Below are 17713 nucleotides of genomic sequence, written 5' to 3' on the forward strand. Positions count from 1 at the left end.
CACGCCGTCACGGCGAACCGGAGAGGACGTGGTGTGCGTAAACCCAAACATACATGATCTACTGAGCAACCATTGAATCGACACCAAATGCCCGAAGTACCAGTGCAGGTTTTTGGTCTCAGTGTTTCGCAGAGCCGGTGCTCCCGTGTTCCGCGTATTTGGTACCGGGAAACTCGGGGGGCAAGTCGCGACTTCGTTATCGCCACCGCCACAGCCGCCAGCGCCCTACAACAGCCGGGTTTCACGTGAAACATTCGGCAGCACCGGTCGAGGGGTTCACGCGCCAAACGTTCGCGGGCCTCGTCGATAATGAGGCTCCAGGCCCCTAAAGGCCTCTGGCAGCCTGAACATACTCGCCCTTTTCACAACCTTCACCTGCGAATTTCTGTTTCCAACTATGGTCAGAGGCAATCCAGTGGTTGTTCCTTCGAAGAGAGGTAAAAGGATGCACTCCATCGATTCCAACGCGTGTGTATTGGCCCTGTCTCCGGACCAAGAGCCGCGCCTTCATGTGGAAAGCGGCGACGAGGTTACGGTTCGAACCCTTGACTGCTTCTCCAACACGATTACCGACGAGTCCCAGCTGTTCAGCACCGTCGGCTGGGACAAGGTCAACCCAGCCACCGGCCCAATCGCGGTCAAGGGAGCACGCCCTGGCGACACACTGAAGGTGGAGATCCTCAGCATCGAGGTCGGCGAGCAGGCCACCATGACCACCCACCCTGATTTCGGCGCGCTGCCCGGCACGGTGGAGGAGCGCACCCGCATCGTCCCGATCCGCGATGGCAAGGCGCAGTTTTCTGACGACATCACCATCCCCATCCGCCCAATGATCGGCGTCATCGGCACCGCACCGGCATCCGAGTCGGTACCCACCGGTGAGCCGCGCCAGCACGGCGGCAACATGGACACGAAGGAGATCGTCGCCGGCTCCACCCTGTACCTGCCAGTGGAGGTCGACGGCGCGAACCTCAGCCTTGGCGACGTCCACGCCGTCATGGGCGACGGCGAAGTCACAGTCTGCGGCGCCGAGATCGAGGCCGAGGTGAAGATCCGCGTCACGGTGCTCGAAGGCCGCCCGCTGCCGCTGCCGTTCTTGGATTCCGGCGACGCGGTCTACGCCATCTCCTCCGAGATCGAACTGATGGACGCCGTCAAGGAGTCCACCCGCATGATGCGCGATTGGCTCGTGAGCGTATCCGCGCTCGACGCCACCGACGCCCTCATGCTGCTATCCTTGGTTGGCGACACCCAGATCAGCCAGATCGTCGACCCCCGCATGACTGCTCGCTTCCGCTTGCCCAAAACGATCCTCAAGCAGTGCGGTGTGGAACTGCCGTAGCTAACGGGCAATTCACCATTGCGCATCTGCTTTAGGCGTAGTGAACCCCTTCGGGGGAGTGACGGTAAACCCGAGGTCCCTGAGCGCCTCTGCAGCAGCTTCGGGATGATCTCGGGTTGCCGCAGAAGCCTGTTTAGAAAGCCATACTCGGCGTCGTTCCTGTAGTGCAGGTTCCCATCCTGGCCTCCCGCGGAATCCACATTCGCTGATCACAAAATAGAGGAAGTCCTCAAGCGACGGACGAAAACGCTTTCCTCCCACAGGTAAGTGCAATTCATCTAGGCGGCCCTTCTTCCTCGGGTTGCCTGATTTGTCCTGAAAGTTCTGCATTAACGCTGGACTGAGCAACCCTGCGACCCCTGAGTAGTGGATATGCGCACAGGGCGCGCTGGTGTAGTCACGCTCAAACTCGAAACGTATGCCCGGCGACGTAGCAACCCGCAGTTCGAATTTGCTGCTCTTTACGGCTAGGAACTTCTCCGACGAATCGGATGACAGTTCGTAATTGATAATCACGTGAAAGAGTTGACTGTAGTCTTCCCTGCGCACTGAGCCCTCAGGTTGTCCAGCACCGTGAACGAGAGGAGCCTTGAAATCACCCACCACGATATTCTTGTCGATGTTTAGCTTGGCTTTCGCCTGTAAATCCGCTCTGCATGCCAGCGGCAACGCCTCAAGTAACGTGTCTCTTACGTCGCCGAGAAACCGCCCTGCCGCATCATGCACTCCCAAAACGACCCTCACCGAGCAGTAAGAGAACTGTCTGCAGCTCGTCGTACACGGTCCGCTCATCCTCGCTCAACATGCCGGCATTCGCCAGCACCTTGAGGTCTTGAAATTCAGCATGGGGAAGGCGAGTGGTGGCCCTTAGAGATGCCAAACACTCTCGCTTCCTTTCAAGAAGCTCTTCACTATTGGTGACAGTGATTTCCAATGGCAACTTTCTCGCCTCCGTCTGCTTCTTTCGTAACCAGCAGTTTTATTAACCGAGAGCTTAATAGGTGCCGAGAATCTTCAGCACAAAATTAGCACACCTGTTCGCATGGCCGCTCGCTTCCGCCTGCCCAAAACGATCCTCAAGCAGTGTGGCGTGGAACTGCCGTAACCGCACCTCACAACCGCAAAACCACGCTATCTACCTGCATGTTTAGCAGTATTTTGCACTAAGACTAGACAAGCCATTTACACATGATCTATATTTGAGCCGGAGCCCCGCCCACGGTTACACCCCCCCGAGAACCGGCTGAGCACTCACCCACCCCCCCCATTTAGAGTGCGAGAGGCGCGGGCTCCCTTTGGGGGACATAGTCCCCACCCAGGGCCTTCGGGTCCTTTGCAGCGGCCCATGCCCCCCATTGGCCGCTGCATAAATTTTTAAACTCCACTAATCCGCCGAGACCGGCACGGTCAACCAGGCGGAAGCAGCAACGACGACTGCTTCGGCGCCACGGTCGAGTGTGGGCTGGAGATCAGGTGCGAACGCCGGGTTGTGGTTGCCCACAGCCTTGCTCATGTCCGCGAAGCCTCCCAGGCCCCAGTAGGTGTAGGGGACACCGAGCGCGTCGGGGATGATGGAGAAGTCCTCGGAGGCGGGGACGGGGTCGAGGTAGCAGGATTCGTCACCAAAGTATGCGTCGAAGGCTTCGCGGACGGTGTCGGTGGCGTCACCGCCGTTGTCGGTGAGTGGGTAGCGGTCGTAGTAGGTGAACTCGGGTTCCTTTGGGCTGCGGGCGGCGACGCATTCGGCGCGCACGATGCGCTCGATGGCTTCCTTGAGGTGCTCGCTGACCTCGCTGCTGTATGCGCGGGTGTTGATGAGCAGTTCGGCGGAGTCCGTGATGATGTTGGACTTCGTGCCCGCGTGGATCGCACCGACGGTCACCACCGCGGTTTCCTTGGCCGCCACTTCGCGCGAGACGATGGTTTGCAGGCGCATCACGATGGTGGAGGCAAGCACCACCGGGTCCACGCCCAATTCCGGCATCGACCCGTGGGAGCCTTTGCCATGCACCGTGACCTTCACCGAGAATGCGGAGGACAGCACCGGTCCGCGTCGCGTGCCCACGTGCCCGCCGGGCAGGCTGGCCAGCACGTGTTGGCCCAGGTACACATCGGGCCGCGGCATTGCCTGTTCCAACCCGGCCTCGAGCATCGCGCGGGCACCTTCAGCAGTCTCCTCAGCGGGCTGGAAGACGCCGATAAATGTGCCGGACCATTGGTCCTTGTGCTCGTTGAACGCCTGCAACGCGGTGAGCAGCGACATGAGGTGAACATCGTGGCCGCACGCATGGGCGACGGGGACCTCCGCGCCGGTCTTAACGTCAACCTGCGTGGCCGTGGAGGCATAGTCCTTGCCAGAGGCTTCCTTGACCGGCAGCGCATCAATGTCTGCGCGCATGGCCACGACTGGGCCCTCGCCATTATCGACGACCGCCACCACCCCTGTTTCCCCCACCCGGGTTACCCGGATACCTGAGGATTCCAGTTCCTTTACGATCCGCTCCGCGGTCGCATGCTCCTGCATGGACAGCTCGGGGTGTTGGTGGAAGTGCTTGTACAGCGCTTCGCGTTCGGTTCCGGTTGACATGAGGTCACCCAAAATCTTCTTGACCTTGCCAATCTCGACAGACATACCTTCACGGTACGCCTACCTACCTACTAGGTCGTGGCATAAGGAAACCCGCCACTGCGTGTTCTCAGTGGCGGGTTTGCGCTTCGGTTTTCTCCGCGCCTAAGCATAAACACGGACCTAATAAAGGAAAAGCCCTAACTGTGTTTTGTGACGACTGTCACCTCAAAATTTCTTAGAATGACGAACTACCGCCACCAGCGGAAAAGCCCGACGAGGACACGCCGCCACTAAAGCCACTCGAGGAGGACGACGACGCCGCCTCCGCCGCCTGTACGTTCGCCGCGTGCCACGAGTGCATGTGCACGTATGGGACGTACCCGCCGTACCAGAACCCAGTCTCGTACACCGCCGGTGCCCGCAGCTTTTGCTTCTCCTTCACGTCGCTGAACTGCTTCTTCTTCACCTGGTCCAAGATCACGCGGTAATCGCCGAGCACGCGCACGAAGTCATCGAGGAAGGTGGGGGAGTTCGGGTTTGCGTCCAGCGCCTCGATCCGCCCCATCAGCAGGTCGAGTTCCCGCTTCAGCTCCTTGCCCTTCACCTCACTGCGCGCCCGCAGCACGTCCTCGCGGATCTTGGTCAGGTCAGCCCGGCGCGCTGCGGCGTCGCCATGCTCGACGGCGAAAAGCCTGTCGATGTTTTCCTCCGCCTTAGACACGTGCTTGACGGATTCGGCCGCGTCCGCCAACTGCCTGCGGTGCTCGTACACGTCCTTGTCGTCGGCCATGTTGATCGCGTTCAGCCCCGCCGCGCCGTGCACCAACTCGTTCATGCTCAGGAAGCGGTCGCGGACTTCCGCCCACTGACGGCGCAGGGTTTCGTCGGCAAACGCAGACGTCAGCGAGTTCGCCCGCACGTCCACCTCGTCCAACCGTCCTGCCAGGCGGGTGTATTCGCTGGTCACGGTGTCGTAGTCCTTGCGCGCCTGGGCGACTGCTTTTCGACGACGCCCCCGCACCGCCAACAACCCACCCCCACTAGCGCCTGCCACACCGGTACCGAGGACGCCAAGCCCGATGGTCGCGCCGATCTGGTCATCAGTCGCGTCGTCCACCTGCTTCTGGGCGAGTGCCTCGGCGTTCATGGCCTGGTTCGCGGTACGGAACAGCCCGGCCGGGATATTGCCGTCCTTCACGCCGGGTTTCATGGCGTCTTGGAGATCGGTGAGGTGGGAGTCGTCGTCAAGCATGAGCTCGCGAGTCACATCCTCGCCGCCGTACACAAACGCCTGGCGTGGGTCGAGGCCAACGCCGACGATGAGCGCGCCGTCCGCAAGGTGGCCGTTCTCGCCCTTCGACTGATCGACAAGGTCCGGGTACTGGGTGCGCAGGAGCGCCTCAACGTCGTCGAGGACGTTCTTGTGGTTCGTTTTGAACACCATGTAGTGGAAATCCGTGACCACCTCAGGCGCATCAATGCGTGCAGTGTCACGCTCGAGACGTGCGCGGTCGTCGGGGGAGAGGACCTGCTGCGGGTCGTCGATAATCGCATTCGGCGCGCCATGCGTTTGCATCGTGACCTGCGAAATCTCCGGCACATCCACCATGTTGTAGCCGACGGCGGCGCCACCGAAACCCACCAACGCCGTGATGCCAAGAACCGCTGCAGTCTCACTCAAATTCGCCATGGAAAAAAACTTTTTCGACGAAGTAACACACATCGCTTGGCGAGCGATGTTAGGTTTACACGTGTCAGAGCCCTGGCATGTTTCACCGATCACATTAAGGAGAACCCCATGAAGCGCATCGCTACCGCAGCAGCCGCTGCAACCCTGTCCCTGTCCCTCGTTGCCGGCCCGGCTTTCGCTGAGACCGAGGGCACCAACGTCCCGAAGCCGGGTAAGGAAGGTTCCTCCATCTCCAAGCAGGAGGGCGACAAGACCGGCGAGACCAAGGTCGGCTCCTCCGAGCGCTTCAAGGCGTGCAAGAAGGAAGAGAAGAAGGTCGAAGCCAAGGACGGCGACGCTAAGGCTGACGAAGCCAAGACCAAGGAAACCAAGTCCACCGGCGACTGCATCCAGGAGCTCATCAAGGACGACAACTACAAGTCCGGCATCCTCGGCCTCCTGATCGGCGTCCCGGTCGCACTCGTTGCACTGCTCGGCGCAGCTGCTGCGTTCTCCGGTGCTATCCCGGGCGTGCAGCTCCCGGCACTGCCGTTCTAAGTCGCTGCGCTTAGAAACCACCAACTCAACCCGGTCCCTTGTGAGGGGGGCCGGGTTTTGCGTTGCCATGTGGAACTTTCTTCGGTCTTGCTCCGTGGGCTCCTGGCGAAAGTGAATTATTTGGGTGCGGTAGGGGAAGAAAGTTCCCGAGAGCAGCCGTTTTCACCGTCGCGTGACGGAGTGGGGACGCAAACGTCAGTGAAGAACACGAAACCTGTGTGATTTCTCCAACTCGCAACACAGATTCGGCCCGTACAAGTGAATAGCGACGGGTACGACGCCCGAGCGAATCAACTCGTGCGAATCAATTAGCGAAGGAGTAGTCATGACCAACACTCGTATTGCAGCCGCCGCTACCGCTCTTGTTCTCGGCGCAACCGGACTGGCCGCCTGCAACGACTCCGAGGACACCACCGACTCCGTGACCACTCCGACCGACGGTGTGGTCTCCGACGTCAGCGACGCTGTCACCACCGGTGGCGCCACCGCAGGCGACACGGGCAGCACGGGTGGTACGGACTCCACCGGCGATGCGGTCGTCTCCGATACGGCTGTTGTCTCCGAGGATCCGTTGGAGCCGACCGACGCGGTCATTTCCGACGAGGTAGTGACCAACTCCATCCCGGCTGATGGTGCAACAGGTGGCGCTGCCGACGATGCAGCTGGCAGTGCAGCCACCGCACCGACCAACTAAGCCAACACCGACAGCGGGTAACGCCCGCTAGAACGGTTCTGACACCGCCCGGCTAATCACCACTGCGTCAGGCTCGATGCGCTCACGCAGTTGGAGCTCGGCGGTGTTGTTGCTGTCTGAGGTGAGCACCCAACCCGCCCAGGCGTCCTTGCCGGGGGAGAAGATGCCGTCGCCTTTGCCGATGATGTTCAAGGTGGCGTCGCGAAGCCAGAGTGGGCCGACGAGATCAGCATGTTCGGTTCCCTCGAGTGGAGCGACGAACGGTTGGTAGGCGACGGCGTTGAGGGCGGCGAGGGTGTCGTCGAAAAGCTGCTGCGCCACCGCCATGTGTTGCGAGGCACCGAGATAGACGATGGTGGTGAGGGAGAGGGGGCCGGTGGGCTCGTCGCGAAGCGTGAGGTCCGACAGGCCGCCGAGTGCCGCCGCGAACCGCGTGGGGCCGCCCATATCCTCGAAAAAGAAGTAGTCAAGCGCCTCGTCGCGGTTCGTGGTGGAGAAGTCCACGAGCGCGTTGAGCTCGTAGAGCTGGAGGTCCTCCGGCGCGGCGAGGTTGTCGTACGCGGCCTGGCAGCGGAGATCCCAAAGCACATACTCGTCCTCGATGGGGTGGGGGTGCGGCGACACCGCCGCAATCTCGACGCCGCTGGCCCGGATGCGGTTCAGGTAGAGCTCGTACGCGCCGTCGAGGTCCGGCTCGTGCGCCACGAAATGAGTGGTGACGATCTCGAAGGACATGCGAATGACACTACGCCATTGGGGGAGCGGGCAAATGTTTCACGTGAAACGGAGCCGTCACTTCATACAGTGAGGAGGTCACTCAATACAGTGAGGCCTCACTTTCGCCTCACTTTTTACAGTGAGGGCGTCACTTCATACAGTGAGGAGCCATCTCGATACAGTGAGCACCTGATGTTTCACGTGAAACACCTCGAAGAGCAACAAGGCAAAAGAAAACCGCCCCGAAGGGCGGTCGTCTCAAATCAGTGGGGGACTAGCGGGTGGCGCCTGCTTGGGTGTCCGCCGGGGTGGTGACGGTGTCGTCGTCAAGCGAATCGTTCTTGATCTTGCCCGCAGCGAACTTGTTCACGATCAGGGCGATCGCGCCGTCGCCGGTGACGTTGGCGGCGGTGCCGAAGGAATCAACGACGATGTAGGACGCGATCATGAGCGAGACCATGGACTCGTCGAAACCGAGGTTGGACTGCAGCAGACCGACAGCGGCCATGATGGCGCCACCCGGCACGCCCGGCGCGGCGATCATCATGATGCCCAGCAGGAGGATGAATCCGATGACCTGGCCGGCGGAAATATCCAGGTTGGCCATAAACACGATGGAGAGCGCGTAGAGGGTGATCTTCATCATCGAGCCGGACAGGTGAATCGTCGCGCAGAGCGGGACCACGAAGCCGGCGACGTCCTCGTCAACCTTGTTCTTCAGGGTGGACTTGTAGGTGACCGGGATGGTCGCGGCGGAGGACGAGGTGCCCAGTGCTGTGAAGTATGCCGGCAGCATGTTCTTCAGCGCCTTGAACGGGTTCACGCCAGCGACGGTGCCTGCGACGAGGTACTGCAGCAGGACGATCACGACGGTCATCACGACGGAGAGCAGTAGGACTACGCCCATGGCCGCCATAGTGTCGCCGAAGTTCTCGTTCATACCCAGGTTGAGGAAGGTGCCGAAGATGAACAGCGGAAGCAGCGGGATGACGAAGTTGACCACGACCTTGAGCACGATGTCGTTAAGCTCGCCGAGCACCTTGAACAGGTTGTCGGACTTCACCGCCGTCATGGACAGGCCGACGACGAAGGCGAGGAGCAGCGCGGACATGACTTCCAGTGGTGGCGGCATTTCAACGCTGAAGTAAGGGGAGAGGCCGCCGGCATCGGGGTCGGCGACATCGGTGATGAGGGTCTTGCCGGCCAGAAGCCTCGGGTACAGCGTGGACGCCGTGAACCATGCGATCAGGCCGGAGATGAACGTGGAGCCGTATGCGACACCGGCGGTGACGCCGAGCCACTTGCCTGCGCCCTGACCCAGACCCGCGATGGCGGGGGCGATGAGGGCGAAGATAAGGACCGGGACGAAGAAGCCGAGGAAGTTAGAGAACAGCCCGTTGAACGTGACAAAGACGCGGGCAAGCCAGTCCGGGAAGAAGAAGCTGCAGGCGAAGCCCAAGGCAATCGCTACAACCACCCAGAACAGCAATGAGTGGAGGATTTTCTTTTGCATGGGCCTAGCGTAGCCCGTATTTATGCAATCTACTGCATTTTGATCATATTTTTTTGCAGGTGAGTGTGCGGTCGTATGCTTAGTGGCTATGAGTCCGTTCGCGAACATGAGCTCCCTTAACGTTGTCCTCGGCATTATCTTCTCGTTGCTAACGCTTGCGCTGTTCATCCCCGGCGCGCTCGCCTCTGCGGGCAAGCTGCCCGGCAACAAGTGGATCGGCCTCCACGTGCCGGCTGTGCGCAAGGACGAAGGCATTTGGAACCAGGCGCATAAGGTAGCGGGTCCGTTCTGGGTGCTGGCCGCGTTGGCGCTCGCGTTCGGCGCGGCGTTTTCGTTCATCGCTTCCGGCTGGATGTGGGTCATGCCGGCGATCGCGGCGGTAGCGGCGGTGATTTCGGCGTCCGTGGGCGGCAACTTCGGTGCGCGCGCCGCGACGTTGGTGGAGCACGCGCGTGAGCAGGCGCCTGCGCAAGAAGAGGAGAAGCCCGCGGTGAACCTTGATGCTTTGCGACGAGCCGCTGACCACGCCGACAACAACGAATAAAATGTGCCCGCCACGCCGGATCCTCCGCTACACTTCCTTTTTGTGACGTACATGACTTTTCAAACATGGTGGTGGCTCGCCTAACTGGCGCGCCACCTTCTGAAGTCACGGCCCGCCAGCTTGTCCACAAGCGCCGCGGGCCCTTTTTTATCCCTCGGTGCAAGCAAGAACAGAACCGAGGATCACATGAAATTCCCCCGCCAAGAGGTGCGCTACCACGAGGATGTGGCAAGCCTCTTCGCCCACATCGGCGGCCTCGACGCAACCGACACGGTGTTGCTCGAGTCCGCTGACATCACGACACGTTCGGGGTTGCAGTCGTTGGCGGTGCTGCGGTCGTCGATACGCATTACTTGCTCCGGCAACCACGTGACGCTCACACCGTTGACACCGTCGGGCGAGGTCATTGCGAACGAGATCGGGCTGGAGCACGAGTTTCCGCGCGTTGATGTGGAGGACGAGCGCGAGCGGCTCACCGCCGCGTCCACGATGGATGTGCTGCGCAAACTGACCGCCACCGAGGGAAACGAGGATTTTCCGCTGCTCGCGGGCGGTTTCGCGTTCGATTACCTGGAGACGTTCGAGCGCCTGCCCGAGGTCGCCGACGGCGACAACACGTATCCGGATTACGAGTTCGTGCTCGCCGAGGTGGTGCTGCGCGTGAACCACCAAACCGGCACGGCGTACCTCGCCGGGGTTGATGCTGCAGGTGACGGCATTGATCTCACCGAGATCGCAGCACTTATCGACGACGCCCCCGCACCCACCGACCCAACCACCCTCACCGGCACCCTCATCGCCGAGGCGGATATGCCGGACGAGGAGTTCCGTGGGGTAGTGGAACAGCTGCAGGGCAACATCTACAACGGCGACATCTACCAGGTGGTGCCGGCCCGCAGCTTCACTGCAGCGTGCGACGACGCCTTCGGTGCGTACCGTCGCCTGCGTGCCGCCAACCCCTCGCCGTACATGTTCTACATCCGCGGTGAGGGGTACGAACTGTTCGGCGCATCGCCGGAGTCGAACCTGAAGTTCTCGCCGACCACCCGCCAGGTGCAGCTGTATCCCATCGCCGGCACGCGCCCGCGCGGGCTGAACCCGGACGGCACGGTCAACCACGAGCTGGATACGCGCATGGAACTGCAGTTGCGCACCGACGCCAAAGAGGTCGCCGAGCACACCATGCTGGTGGACCTGGCCCGCAACGACATGGCGCGCGTGGCCGAGCCGCGCACCCGCAAGGTGCAAGACCTACTGCAGGTGGACCGCTACTCGCGCGTGATGCACCTGGTTAGCCGGGTCACCGCCACGCTGGCTGCGGACCTCGACGCGCTTGACGCCTACCGCGCGTGCATGAACATGGGCACGCTCACCGGCGCACCGAAGCTGCGCGCGACCGAACTGCTGCGCTCCGTTGAAGGCAAGCGCCGCGGCTCCTACGGCGGGGCGGTGGGGTATCTGCGTGGCGACGGCGAATTCGACACCTGCATCGTCATCCGCTCCGCCTTCGTGGCCAATGGCAAGGCCATCGCGCAGGCCGGCGCCGGCGTGGTGCGCGACTCCGTGCCCCAGTCCGAGGCTGACGAAACTCTGCACAAGGCCTACGCAGTCCTGCACGCACTCGCCGGTGGCCGCGACCTGGAGGTGAAGAAATGATCGTCCTGCTGGATAACCAAGACTCCTTTGTGTACAACCTGGTGGACGCGTTCGCCGACTACGACACCGTGGTCTACCGCAACACCGTTACCGCCGACACGGTGTTGAACGCCAACCCGGACCTCATCGTACTTTCGCCCGGCCCCGGCTACCCGGCCGACGCCGGCTGCATGATGGAGGTCATCGAGCGCGCCCAGGGACGGGTCCCGATTCTGGGCATCTGCCTGGGCTTTCAGGCTCTGGTGGAGCACTTTGGTGGGCGGGTTGAGCCGTGCGGGCCGGTGCATGGGTCGTCGCAAAGCATGGTGCTTAACGACGGCCGCCACGTCCCCGTCGCGCGCTACCACTCCCTCGGCGCCACCACCGCGCCACCCGGTATTACGCCGCTGGCGTGGACCGGCACGGAGATCGGCGACGTGATCATGGCCGCCGAAACCGACGATGGCATGTCCATCGGACTGCAGTTCCACCCCGAATCCATCCTCACCCCCTCTGGCCCGCAAATCCTGGACCACTGTGTGACGAAATTGCTACAGAAAGGCCGCGACAATGACTAGCCAACTCGAGATCTTCCGCCGCTTTATGGACAACCCCGAGCCCACCCTCGAGGAGGCTATCGAGGCGTTTACCCCGCTGACCGTCGGCGACTACGACGACGTGCACATCGCCGCGCTGCTGGCCATGATCCGCACCCGCGGTGAAACTTTTGCCGACATCGCCGGTGCGGCCCGCGCGTTCCTCGCCGCCGGGCGCCCGTTCCCGGTGACGGGGGAGGGGATCATGGACACCGCCGGTACGGGTGGCGACGGCGCGAACACCATCAACATCACCACAGCCGCTTCGCTTACCGCAGCTGCCGGTGGCGTGAAGATGATCAAGTGCGGCAACCGCTCCGTTTCCTCCAAGTCCGGTTCGGCCGACGTGCTCGAGGCGCTGAACATCCCGCTGGACCTCGACCCGGAGCGCGCCGTGCGCCAGTTCGAGTCCTCCAACTTCACGTTCCTGTTCGCCCCGGCGTACAACCCGGCGATCGCGTTCGTGCAGCAGGTCCGCAAGGCGCTCGGCGTGTCCACGCTGTTTAACACGATGGGCCCGCTGCTCAGCCCGGCACGCCCGGAGTTCCAGATCATGGGCATCGCTAACCCGAAGTTGGGCCAGGTGATTGCGGAAACGATGCGTGAGCTGGGCCGTAACCGTGCGCTCGTCGTCCATGGCGCGGGTACCGACGAGATCGCGGTCCACGGCGAGACCGAGGTCTGGGAGCTCAAGGACGGCGAGATTACCCACTACACGGTCACGCCCGAGGAGCTCGGGGTGGAGCGCCACAGCCTGGAGGACCTGCGTGGCGGCAACGGTGCCGAGAACGCAGCCTTCATGCGCGCCACGTTCGCGGGGGAGGGCCCGGCTGCCCACCGCGACGCCGTCGCCGTGTCCGCGGGTGCGATGTTCTACCTCTACGGCATCGCGGATTCACTGGCCGCCGGTACCGAGCACGCGAAGCAGTTACTTACAAACGGCACGGTGGCCGATTGGCTCGCCACCCACGAGGAGGCCGATTACAGTGGCTAAGATTTTGACCAATATCGTCGAGAACAGAAAACGTCACCTTGACGATATTCGAGCACGCGTTGCACACGTTGATTTCGCCACGTTACGCAATTCGGAGCGCTCTCTGTACGACTCCCTCGCGCGCCCCGGCACCGCGTTCATCATGGAATGCAAGTCCGCATCACCCTCGCTCGGGCCAATTCGCGACGACTACAAGCCGGGGGAGATCGCATCCGTGTACTCGCGTTACGCCGCGGGCATCTCGGTCCTGTGCGAGCCGGACTACTTCAACGGCGACTACAACCACCTGGCCACCGTCGCCGCCACGACGCATCTGCCGGTGCTGTGCAAGGACTTCATCGTCGACGAAGTCCAGATCTACGCCGCGCGCTACTTCGGCGCCGACGCGATCCTGCTCATGCTCTCCGTCCTTACCGACGAGGAGTACGCGCACCTGGCTTCCGTCGCCGAGTCGCTCAATATGGACGTGCTCACCGAGGTGATCAACGAGGACGAGGCTCACCGCGCCATCAAGCTCGGCGCGAAGATCTTCGGCGTGAACCACCGCAATCTTCACGATCTCTCCATCGACCTCGACCGCTCCGCACGCCTCGCCGAGCTCGCTCCCGATGGGGCAGTGGTGGTCTCCGAGTCCGGCATCCGCGACTCCGCAACCGTGCGTCGCCTCGGCGGTCACTCCGATGCGTTCCTGGTTGGCAGCCAACTGACCTCCCAGCCGGACATCGACCGCGCCTGCCGCGAGCTCGTCTACGGCCCGAACAAGGTCTGCGGCCTGCGCACCGCCTCCGCCGCCCAGGCCGCCAAGGCGTGCGGCGCGGTCTACGGCGGGCTCATTTTCGACGACGCCTCCCCGCGCAATGTTTCACGTGAAACAGCCACCGACATCATTGCCGCCGAGCCCGGGCTGGACTACGTCGCGGTTTCCCGCCGCACCTCGGGTTACGACGAGCTCGTCGAACCCGGCATCACCGCCGTGCAGATCCACGCGCCGTACCAGGGCTCGGTGGAGGCGGAACTGGCGCTCATCGAATCCGTGCGCAAGGAGGTCGATGTCGAGGTGTGGCGTGCCGTCTCCATAACGCGGCCGGATGGCGAGAAGGTGGCCGAGGCGGTTGCTGGGGTCGTCGACAAGCTAGTGCTCGACGCCCACGACGGCGGGTCGGGGGAGCGCTTCGACTGGACGCGCGTGCCGGACGCCGTGAAGCAGAAGGCGTTCCTCGCGGGCGGCCTCAACCCCGACAACCTCACCGATGCGCTGCGCGTCGGCTGCGCCGGCCTGGACCTGAACTCCGGCTTCGAAGACCCCAACGGCCACAAAGACGCGGGCGCGCTGCGACGCGGCTTCGACACAATCGGCAACTACCACGACTAAAGGACACCCCATGACTCTCCTCCCTGCGTACTACGGCGAATTCGGCGGACAGTTCGTCCCCGAATCCCTCCTGCCAGCGCTCGACCAACTCGAGCAAGCCTTCGTCGACGCGTTTAACGACGACACCTTCATGGCCGAATACCGTTCCCTCCTGCGCGACTACCTCGGCCGCCCAACCCCGCTGACCGAATGCCGCAACCTGCCGATCGACGGCAATGCGCGCATCTTCCTCAAGCGGGAGGATCTCGTGCACGGCGGCGCCCACAAGACGAACCAGGTGATCGGTCAGGCGCTGCTGGCGAAGAAGATGGGCAAGACCCGCATCATCGCGGAGACCGGCGCCGGCCAACACGGCACTGCAACCGCGCTTGCCTGTGCGCTGCTTGGCCTGGACTGCGTGATCTACATGGGCAAGACCGACATGCAGCGCCAGGCGCCGAACGTCTACCGTATGCGCCTGATGGGCGCGAAAGTCGTCGGCGTGGAATCCGGCGCGGGCACCCTCAAGGACGCGGTGAACGAGGCGCTTCGGGATTGGACCGCCACCTTCCACGAATCCCACTACCTCCTTGGCACGGCTGCCGGCCCGCACCCGTTCCCGAAGATCGTCAAAGAATTCCACCGCGTGATCTCCACCGAGGCCCGCGCCCAGATCCTTGAGCGCACCGGCGCCCTGCCGGACGTGGTCGTCGCCTGCGTCGGCGGCGGCTCCAACGCCATCGGCATGTTCGCCGATTTCATTGACGACGACACCGTCGAACTGGTCGGCGCCGAACCCGGCGGCGAAGGCTTCGGCCAAGGCAAGCACGGCGCCGCCATCGCCCAGGGCACCATCGGCATCCTGCACGGCACCCGCTCGTACCTCATGCGTGACGACGACGGCCAGGTCGAAGAGTCCTACTCCATCTCCGCCGGCCTGGACTACCCGGCCGTCGGCCCGGAGCACGCCTACCTCGCCCAGTCCGGCCGTGCGAAGTACGTGCCCGTCACCGACGACGAGGCCCTCGACGCCTTCCAGGCCCTTTCCCGCCACGAGGGCATCATCCCGGCGCTCGAGTCCTCGCACGCCCTGGCCTACGCGCTCAAGCGCGCCGCCGAGCACCCGGCCGACGCCGAGCCGCTGAACATTCTCGTCGCCCTGTCCGGCCGCGGCGACAAGGACATCGCACATGTCCGCGCAACCCTCGAGCAGAAGGAGAACAAGTAAATGTCGCGCTACGAGCAACTCTTTGCCAAGGAGGAGGGCGCGTTCGTCCCCTTCATCATGCTGTCCGACCCGAACCCGGACGACGCCGTGGAGATCATCTCCGCCATCGTTGAAGCCGGCGCCGACGCACTCGAGCTCGGCGTGCCGTTCTCCGACCCGGTCGCCGACGGCCCCGCCATCCAGGGCGCCCACGTCCGCGCTCTCCGTGGGGGAGCAACCGTGCAGCAGTCCCTCGACCAGGTGCGCACCATCCGCGAGCGCTACCCGGACCTGCCGATCGGCATGCTGATCTACGCCAACGTCGCCCACACTCGCGGCCTCGACCGCTTCTACACCGAGTTCAAGGAGGCCGGCGCCGATAGCGTATTGCTTCCCGACGTCCCCGTGCGCGAGTCTGACCCCTTCACCGCCGCCGCCGAACGCGCCGGCATCGACCCGATCTTCATCGCCCCGGCAAAGGCCTCCCGCGAGGTCCTCGAGGGCGTGGCCGCTAACTCCCGCGGCTACATTTACGCCATTTCTCGCGACGGCGTCACCGGCGCGGAGAATGAGGCGACGGTGGAGGGCCTGCGTGAGGTCGTCGATAATGTGCAGTCCTTCGGTGGCGCACCGGTACTGCTCGGCTTCGGCATCTCCCGACCCGAGCACGTGCGCGACGCGATCGCCGCTGGGGCCGCCGGCGCGATTACCGGGTCGGCGATTACGAACATTATTGATAAGTATGTCGTCGATAGTCGTGTGGAAAACATGGACGGGCTGAAGCGGGAACTTTCCGACTACGTGGGCGCCATGAAGCAAGCTACGATCGCATCATGACCTGTTCACGTCGCATGTTCCTGCTCGGCACCGCCACTACCTTCGCCGGTGCCTTCCTGGCCGCCTGCGGGGAAGAGGCCCCCGAAGAAATTGCGAAGACCGACGTGCCGGTCGGCTCCGCGGTGATCCTGGACAAGTTCATCATCGCCCAGCCGTCCGCCGGCCAGTTCGTCGCATACTCGGCGGTGTGCCCGCACCAGCAGAAGAAGATCACGAAGGTGGAGGGCGAGACCGTCAAGTGTGTCGCTCACGGTTCCGTCTTCAACATCGCGACCGGCGAGCGCGTCTCCGGCCCCGCCATCTCCGGCCTGCGCGAGGTTGAGGTCATCGAAGCCGGCGACAAGGTCGAAGCCCAAAACCCGGCGAGCTAACCTGCTGGCCGTAGACTCGGCCACATGAAGAAGCTCGATCCTCTCCTCGTCGGCATCGTTGTTGCTGCGATCCTCGCCTTCATCGTGCCGGCGCGCGGCGCGTTCGCGGACGGCTTTGGGGTGGCCGTCAAACTCGCGATCGCGCTACTCTTTTTCCTCTACGGCGCACGCCTATCGACGCAAGAAGCCCTCCGGGGCCTCACCAACTGGCGCCTCCATGCCCTCATCCTCGCGTTTACCTTCGTGGCATACCCGCTGATCGGTCTGCTCGCGCGACCTACCACCGGGCTCATCTCCGAGGACCTCTACCAGGGCCTACTCTTCATGACCCTCGTTCCGTCCACCGTCCAGTCCTCCGTGGCGCTGACCGGCATCGCACGCGGCAACGTGTCCGGTGCTGTTGTGGCGGCGTCGGTGTCGTCGTTGGTGGGTGTCGTCGCTACGCCATTGCTCGTGATGTGGCTGATGGGCGCAGGCGACGGCGTATCCGTGGATACCTCCGTGTTCACCGACATCGCCCTCCAACTCCTCCTGCCGTTCATGCTCGGCCAGTTGGCGCACAAGCGGCTGGGGGAGTTGGCTAAATCCAAGGCCACCAAGATCGTCGACCGCGGATCCATCTGGATGGTGGTCTACTCCGCCTTTTCCAAGGGTGTCGTCTCCGGCGTGTGGTCGAACGTCACCGCGCTTGAGATCGTGCTGCTGATCGTATTCTCCGTGGTGTTGGTCTTCGCGATGCTGTGGCTGACCCGCGTCGTGCCTGCCGCGCTGCGGTTCCCGCGCGAGGACGTCGTCGCCGTGCAGATGTGTGGCACGCAGAAATCTCTTGCGACCGGCTTGCCGATGGCTACCGTCATCTTCGGCGGTGCCCAACTCGGCGTGCTTATTATTCCGCTAATGATCTATCACATGGCACAGTTGATGATCTGTTCCGCATATGTCTCCAGAAAGAGTTTCACGTGAAACATTACGTCCGCATCCATTACAACGTCCCCGAACTCGGCGGAGAGCTGCTGAATATCGCTGAGCTGGAGGAGGTGTCGTCGCAAAGCTGCCCCATGCTCCGCATGATTGAACTCGACCCCGCCGAGACCATCACCGGCATCTACGTCGACG

At 62.9% G+C, this 17713-nt stretch carries 17 protein-coding genes; 12 read left to right on the forward strand and 5 right to left on the reverse strand.

Annotation, left to right across the window (positions count from 1 at the left end):
• Window positions 1-445: 445 nt before the first annotated feature.
• A complete protein-coding gene (locus HMPREF3048_RS00300) occupies window positions 446-1342 on the forward strand; it encodes an acetamidase/formamidase family protein (protein WP_070770907.1) in 897 nt (298 codons plus the stop codon).
• Window positions 1343-1354: 12 nt separating this feature from the next.
• On the opposite strand, the gene HMPREF3048_RS00305 is transcribed toward HMPREF3048_RS00300, so the two are convergent.
• From HMPREF3048_RS00305 to HMPREF3048_RS00320, 3 genes are all read right to left on the reverse strand, one after another.
• Window positions 1355-2068: a hypothetical protein gene (locus HMPREF3048_RS00305; RefSeq protein WP_070568312.1), complete on the reverse strand. Its 714-nt coding sequence runs from the start codon at window positions 2066-2068 to the stop codon at window positions 1355-1357.
• A 658-nt stretch (window positions 2069-2726) separates the two neighbouring features.
• Entirely contained in the window at window positions 2727-3974 is a 1248-nt protein-coding gene (locus HMPREF3048_RS00315) for an amidohydrolase (protein ID WP_070770908.1), read from the reverse strand.
• 172 nt (window positions 3975-4146) lie between these two features.
• A complete protein-coding gene (locus HMPREF3048_RS00320) occupies window positions 4147-5601 on the reverse strand; it encodes a hypothetical protein (RefSeq protein ID WP_070770909.1) in 1455 nt (484 codons plus the stop codon).
• A gap of 108 nt (window positions 5602-5709) precedes the next feature.
• Here HMPREF3048_RS00320 and HMPREF3048_RS00325 point away from each other — a divergent pair, with 108 nt between their 5' ends.
• Entirely contained in the window at window positions 5710-6138 is a 429-nt protein-coding gene (locus HMPREF3048_RS00325) for a hypothetical protein (protein WP_070770910.1), read from the forward strand.
• 325 nt (window positions 6139-6463) lie between these two features.
• A complete protein-coding gene (locus tag HMPREF3048_RS00330) occupies window positions 6464-6832 on the forward strand; it encodes a hypothetical protein (RefSeq protein WP_070770911.1) in 369 nt (122 codons plus the stop codon).
• A gap of 27 nt (window positions 6833-6859) precedes the next feature.
• Here the strand turns inward: HMPREF3048_RS00330 and HMPREF3048_RS00335 are convergent, their stop codons facing one another.
• Together HMPREF3048_RS00335 and HMPREF3048_RS00340 are read right to left on the reverse strand one after the other, a co-directional pair.
• On the reverse strand, window positions 6860-7567 hold the full coding sequence (locus HMPREF3048_RS00335; protein ID WP_070421883.1) for a hypothetical protein: 708 nt from the start codon (window positions 7565-7567) through the stop codon (window positions 6860-6862).
• A gap of 256 nt (window positions 7568-7823) precedes the next feature.
• On the reverse strand, window positions 7824-9062 hold the full coding sequence (locus tag HMPREF3048_RS00340; protein ID WP_070770912.1) for a dicarboxylate/amino acid:cation symporter: 1239 nt from the start codon (window positions 9060-9062) through the stop codon (window positions 7824-7826).
• A gap of 88 nt (window positions 9063-9150) precedes the next feature.
• Between HMPREF3048_RS00340 and HMPREF3048_RS00345 the strand changes: the two genes are divergently transcribed.
• From HMPREF3048_RS00345 to HMPREF3048_RS00385, 9 genes are all read left to right on the forward strand, one after another.
• On the forward strand, window positions 9151-9606 hold the full coding sequence (locus tag HMPREF3048_RS00345; protein WP_224213302.1) for an SdpI family protein: 456 nt from the start codon (window positions 9151-9153) through the stop codon (window positions 9604-9606).
• Between the two features lie 186 nt (window positions 9607-9792).
• Window positions 9793-11262 carry an anthranilate synthase component 1 gene (locus HMPREF3048_RS00350; RefSeq protein WP_070770913.1) on the forward strand — a complete coding sequence of 490 codons (1470 nt, stop codon included), beginning with the start codon at window positions 9793-9795 and terminating at the stop codon, window positions 11260-11262.
• Window positions 11259-11819 (forward strand): glutamine amidotransferase-related protein, encoded by a 561-nt coding sequence (locus tag HMPREF3048_RS00355; protein WP_070770914.1) that lies wholly within the window; start codon window positions 11259-11261, stop codon window positions 11817-11819. The genes HMPREF3048_RS00350 and HMPREF3048_RS00355 overlap by 4 nt, the downstream gene beginning before the upstream one ends.
• Window positions 11812-12831 carry an anthranilate phosphoribosyltransferase gene (gene trpD / locus HMPREF3048_RS00360; protein ID WP_070770915.1) on the forward strand — a complete coding sequence of 340 codons (1020 nt, stop codon included), beginning with the start codon at window positions 11812-11814 and terminating at the stop codon, window positions 12829-12831. Before HMPREF3048_RS00355 ends, trpD begins: the two co-directional genes overlap by 8 nt.
• Complete coding sequence (trpCF, locus tag HMPREF3048_RS00365; protein WP_371326157.1) at window positions 12818-14203, forward strand: bifunctional indole-3-glycerol-phosphate synthase TrpC/phosphoribosylanthranilate isomerase TrpF; 1386 nt, start codon at window positions 12818-12820, stop codon at window positions 14201-14203. Before trpD ends, trpCF begins: the two co-directional genes overlap by 14 nt.
• 10 nt (window positions 14204-14213) lie before the next feature.
• Window positions 14214-15410 (forward strand): tryptophan synthase subunit beta, encoded by a 1197-nt coding sequence (gene trpB, locus HMPREF3048_RS00370; RefSeq protein WP_070770917.1) that lies wholly within the window; start codon window positions 14214-14216, stop codon window positions 15408-15410.
• On the forward strand, window positions 15411-16226 hold the full coding sequence (trpA, locus tag HMPREF3048_RS00375) for a tryptophan synthase subunit alpha (RefSeq protein WP_070770918.1): 816 nt from the start codon (window positions 15411-15413) through the stop codon (window positions 16224-16226).
• Window positions 16223-16597: a Rieske (2Fe-2S) protein gene (locus tag HMPREF3048_RS00380; protein WP_083279367.1), complete on the forward strand. Its 375-nt coding sequence runs from the start codon at window positions 16223-16225 to the stop codon at window positions 16595-16597. Before trpA ends, HMPREF3048_RS00380 begins: the two co-directional genes overlap by 4 nt.
• 24 nt (window positions 16598-16621) lie before the next feature.
• Entirely contained in the window at window positions 16622-17560 is a 939-nt protein-coding gene (locus tag HMPREF3048_RS00385) for a bile acid:sodium symporter family protein (protein WP_070770919.1), read from the forward strand.
• Window positions 17561-17713: the final 153 nt, after the last annotated feature.

This window comes from Corynebacterium sp. HMSC075D04, from assembly GCF_001815635.1.
GTDB lineage: Bacteria > Actinomycetota > Actinomycetes > Mycobacteriales > Mycobacteriaceae > Corynebacterium > Corynebacterium coyleae.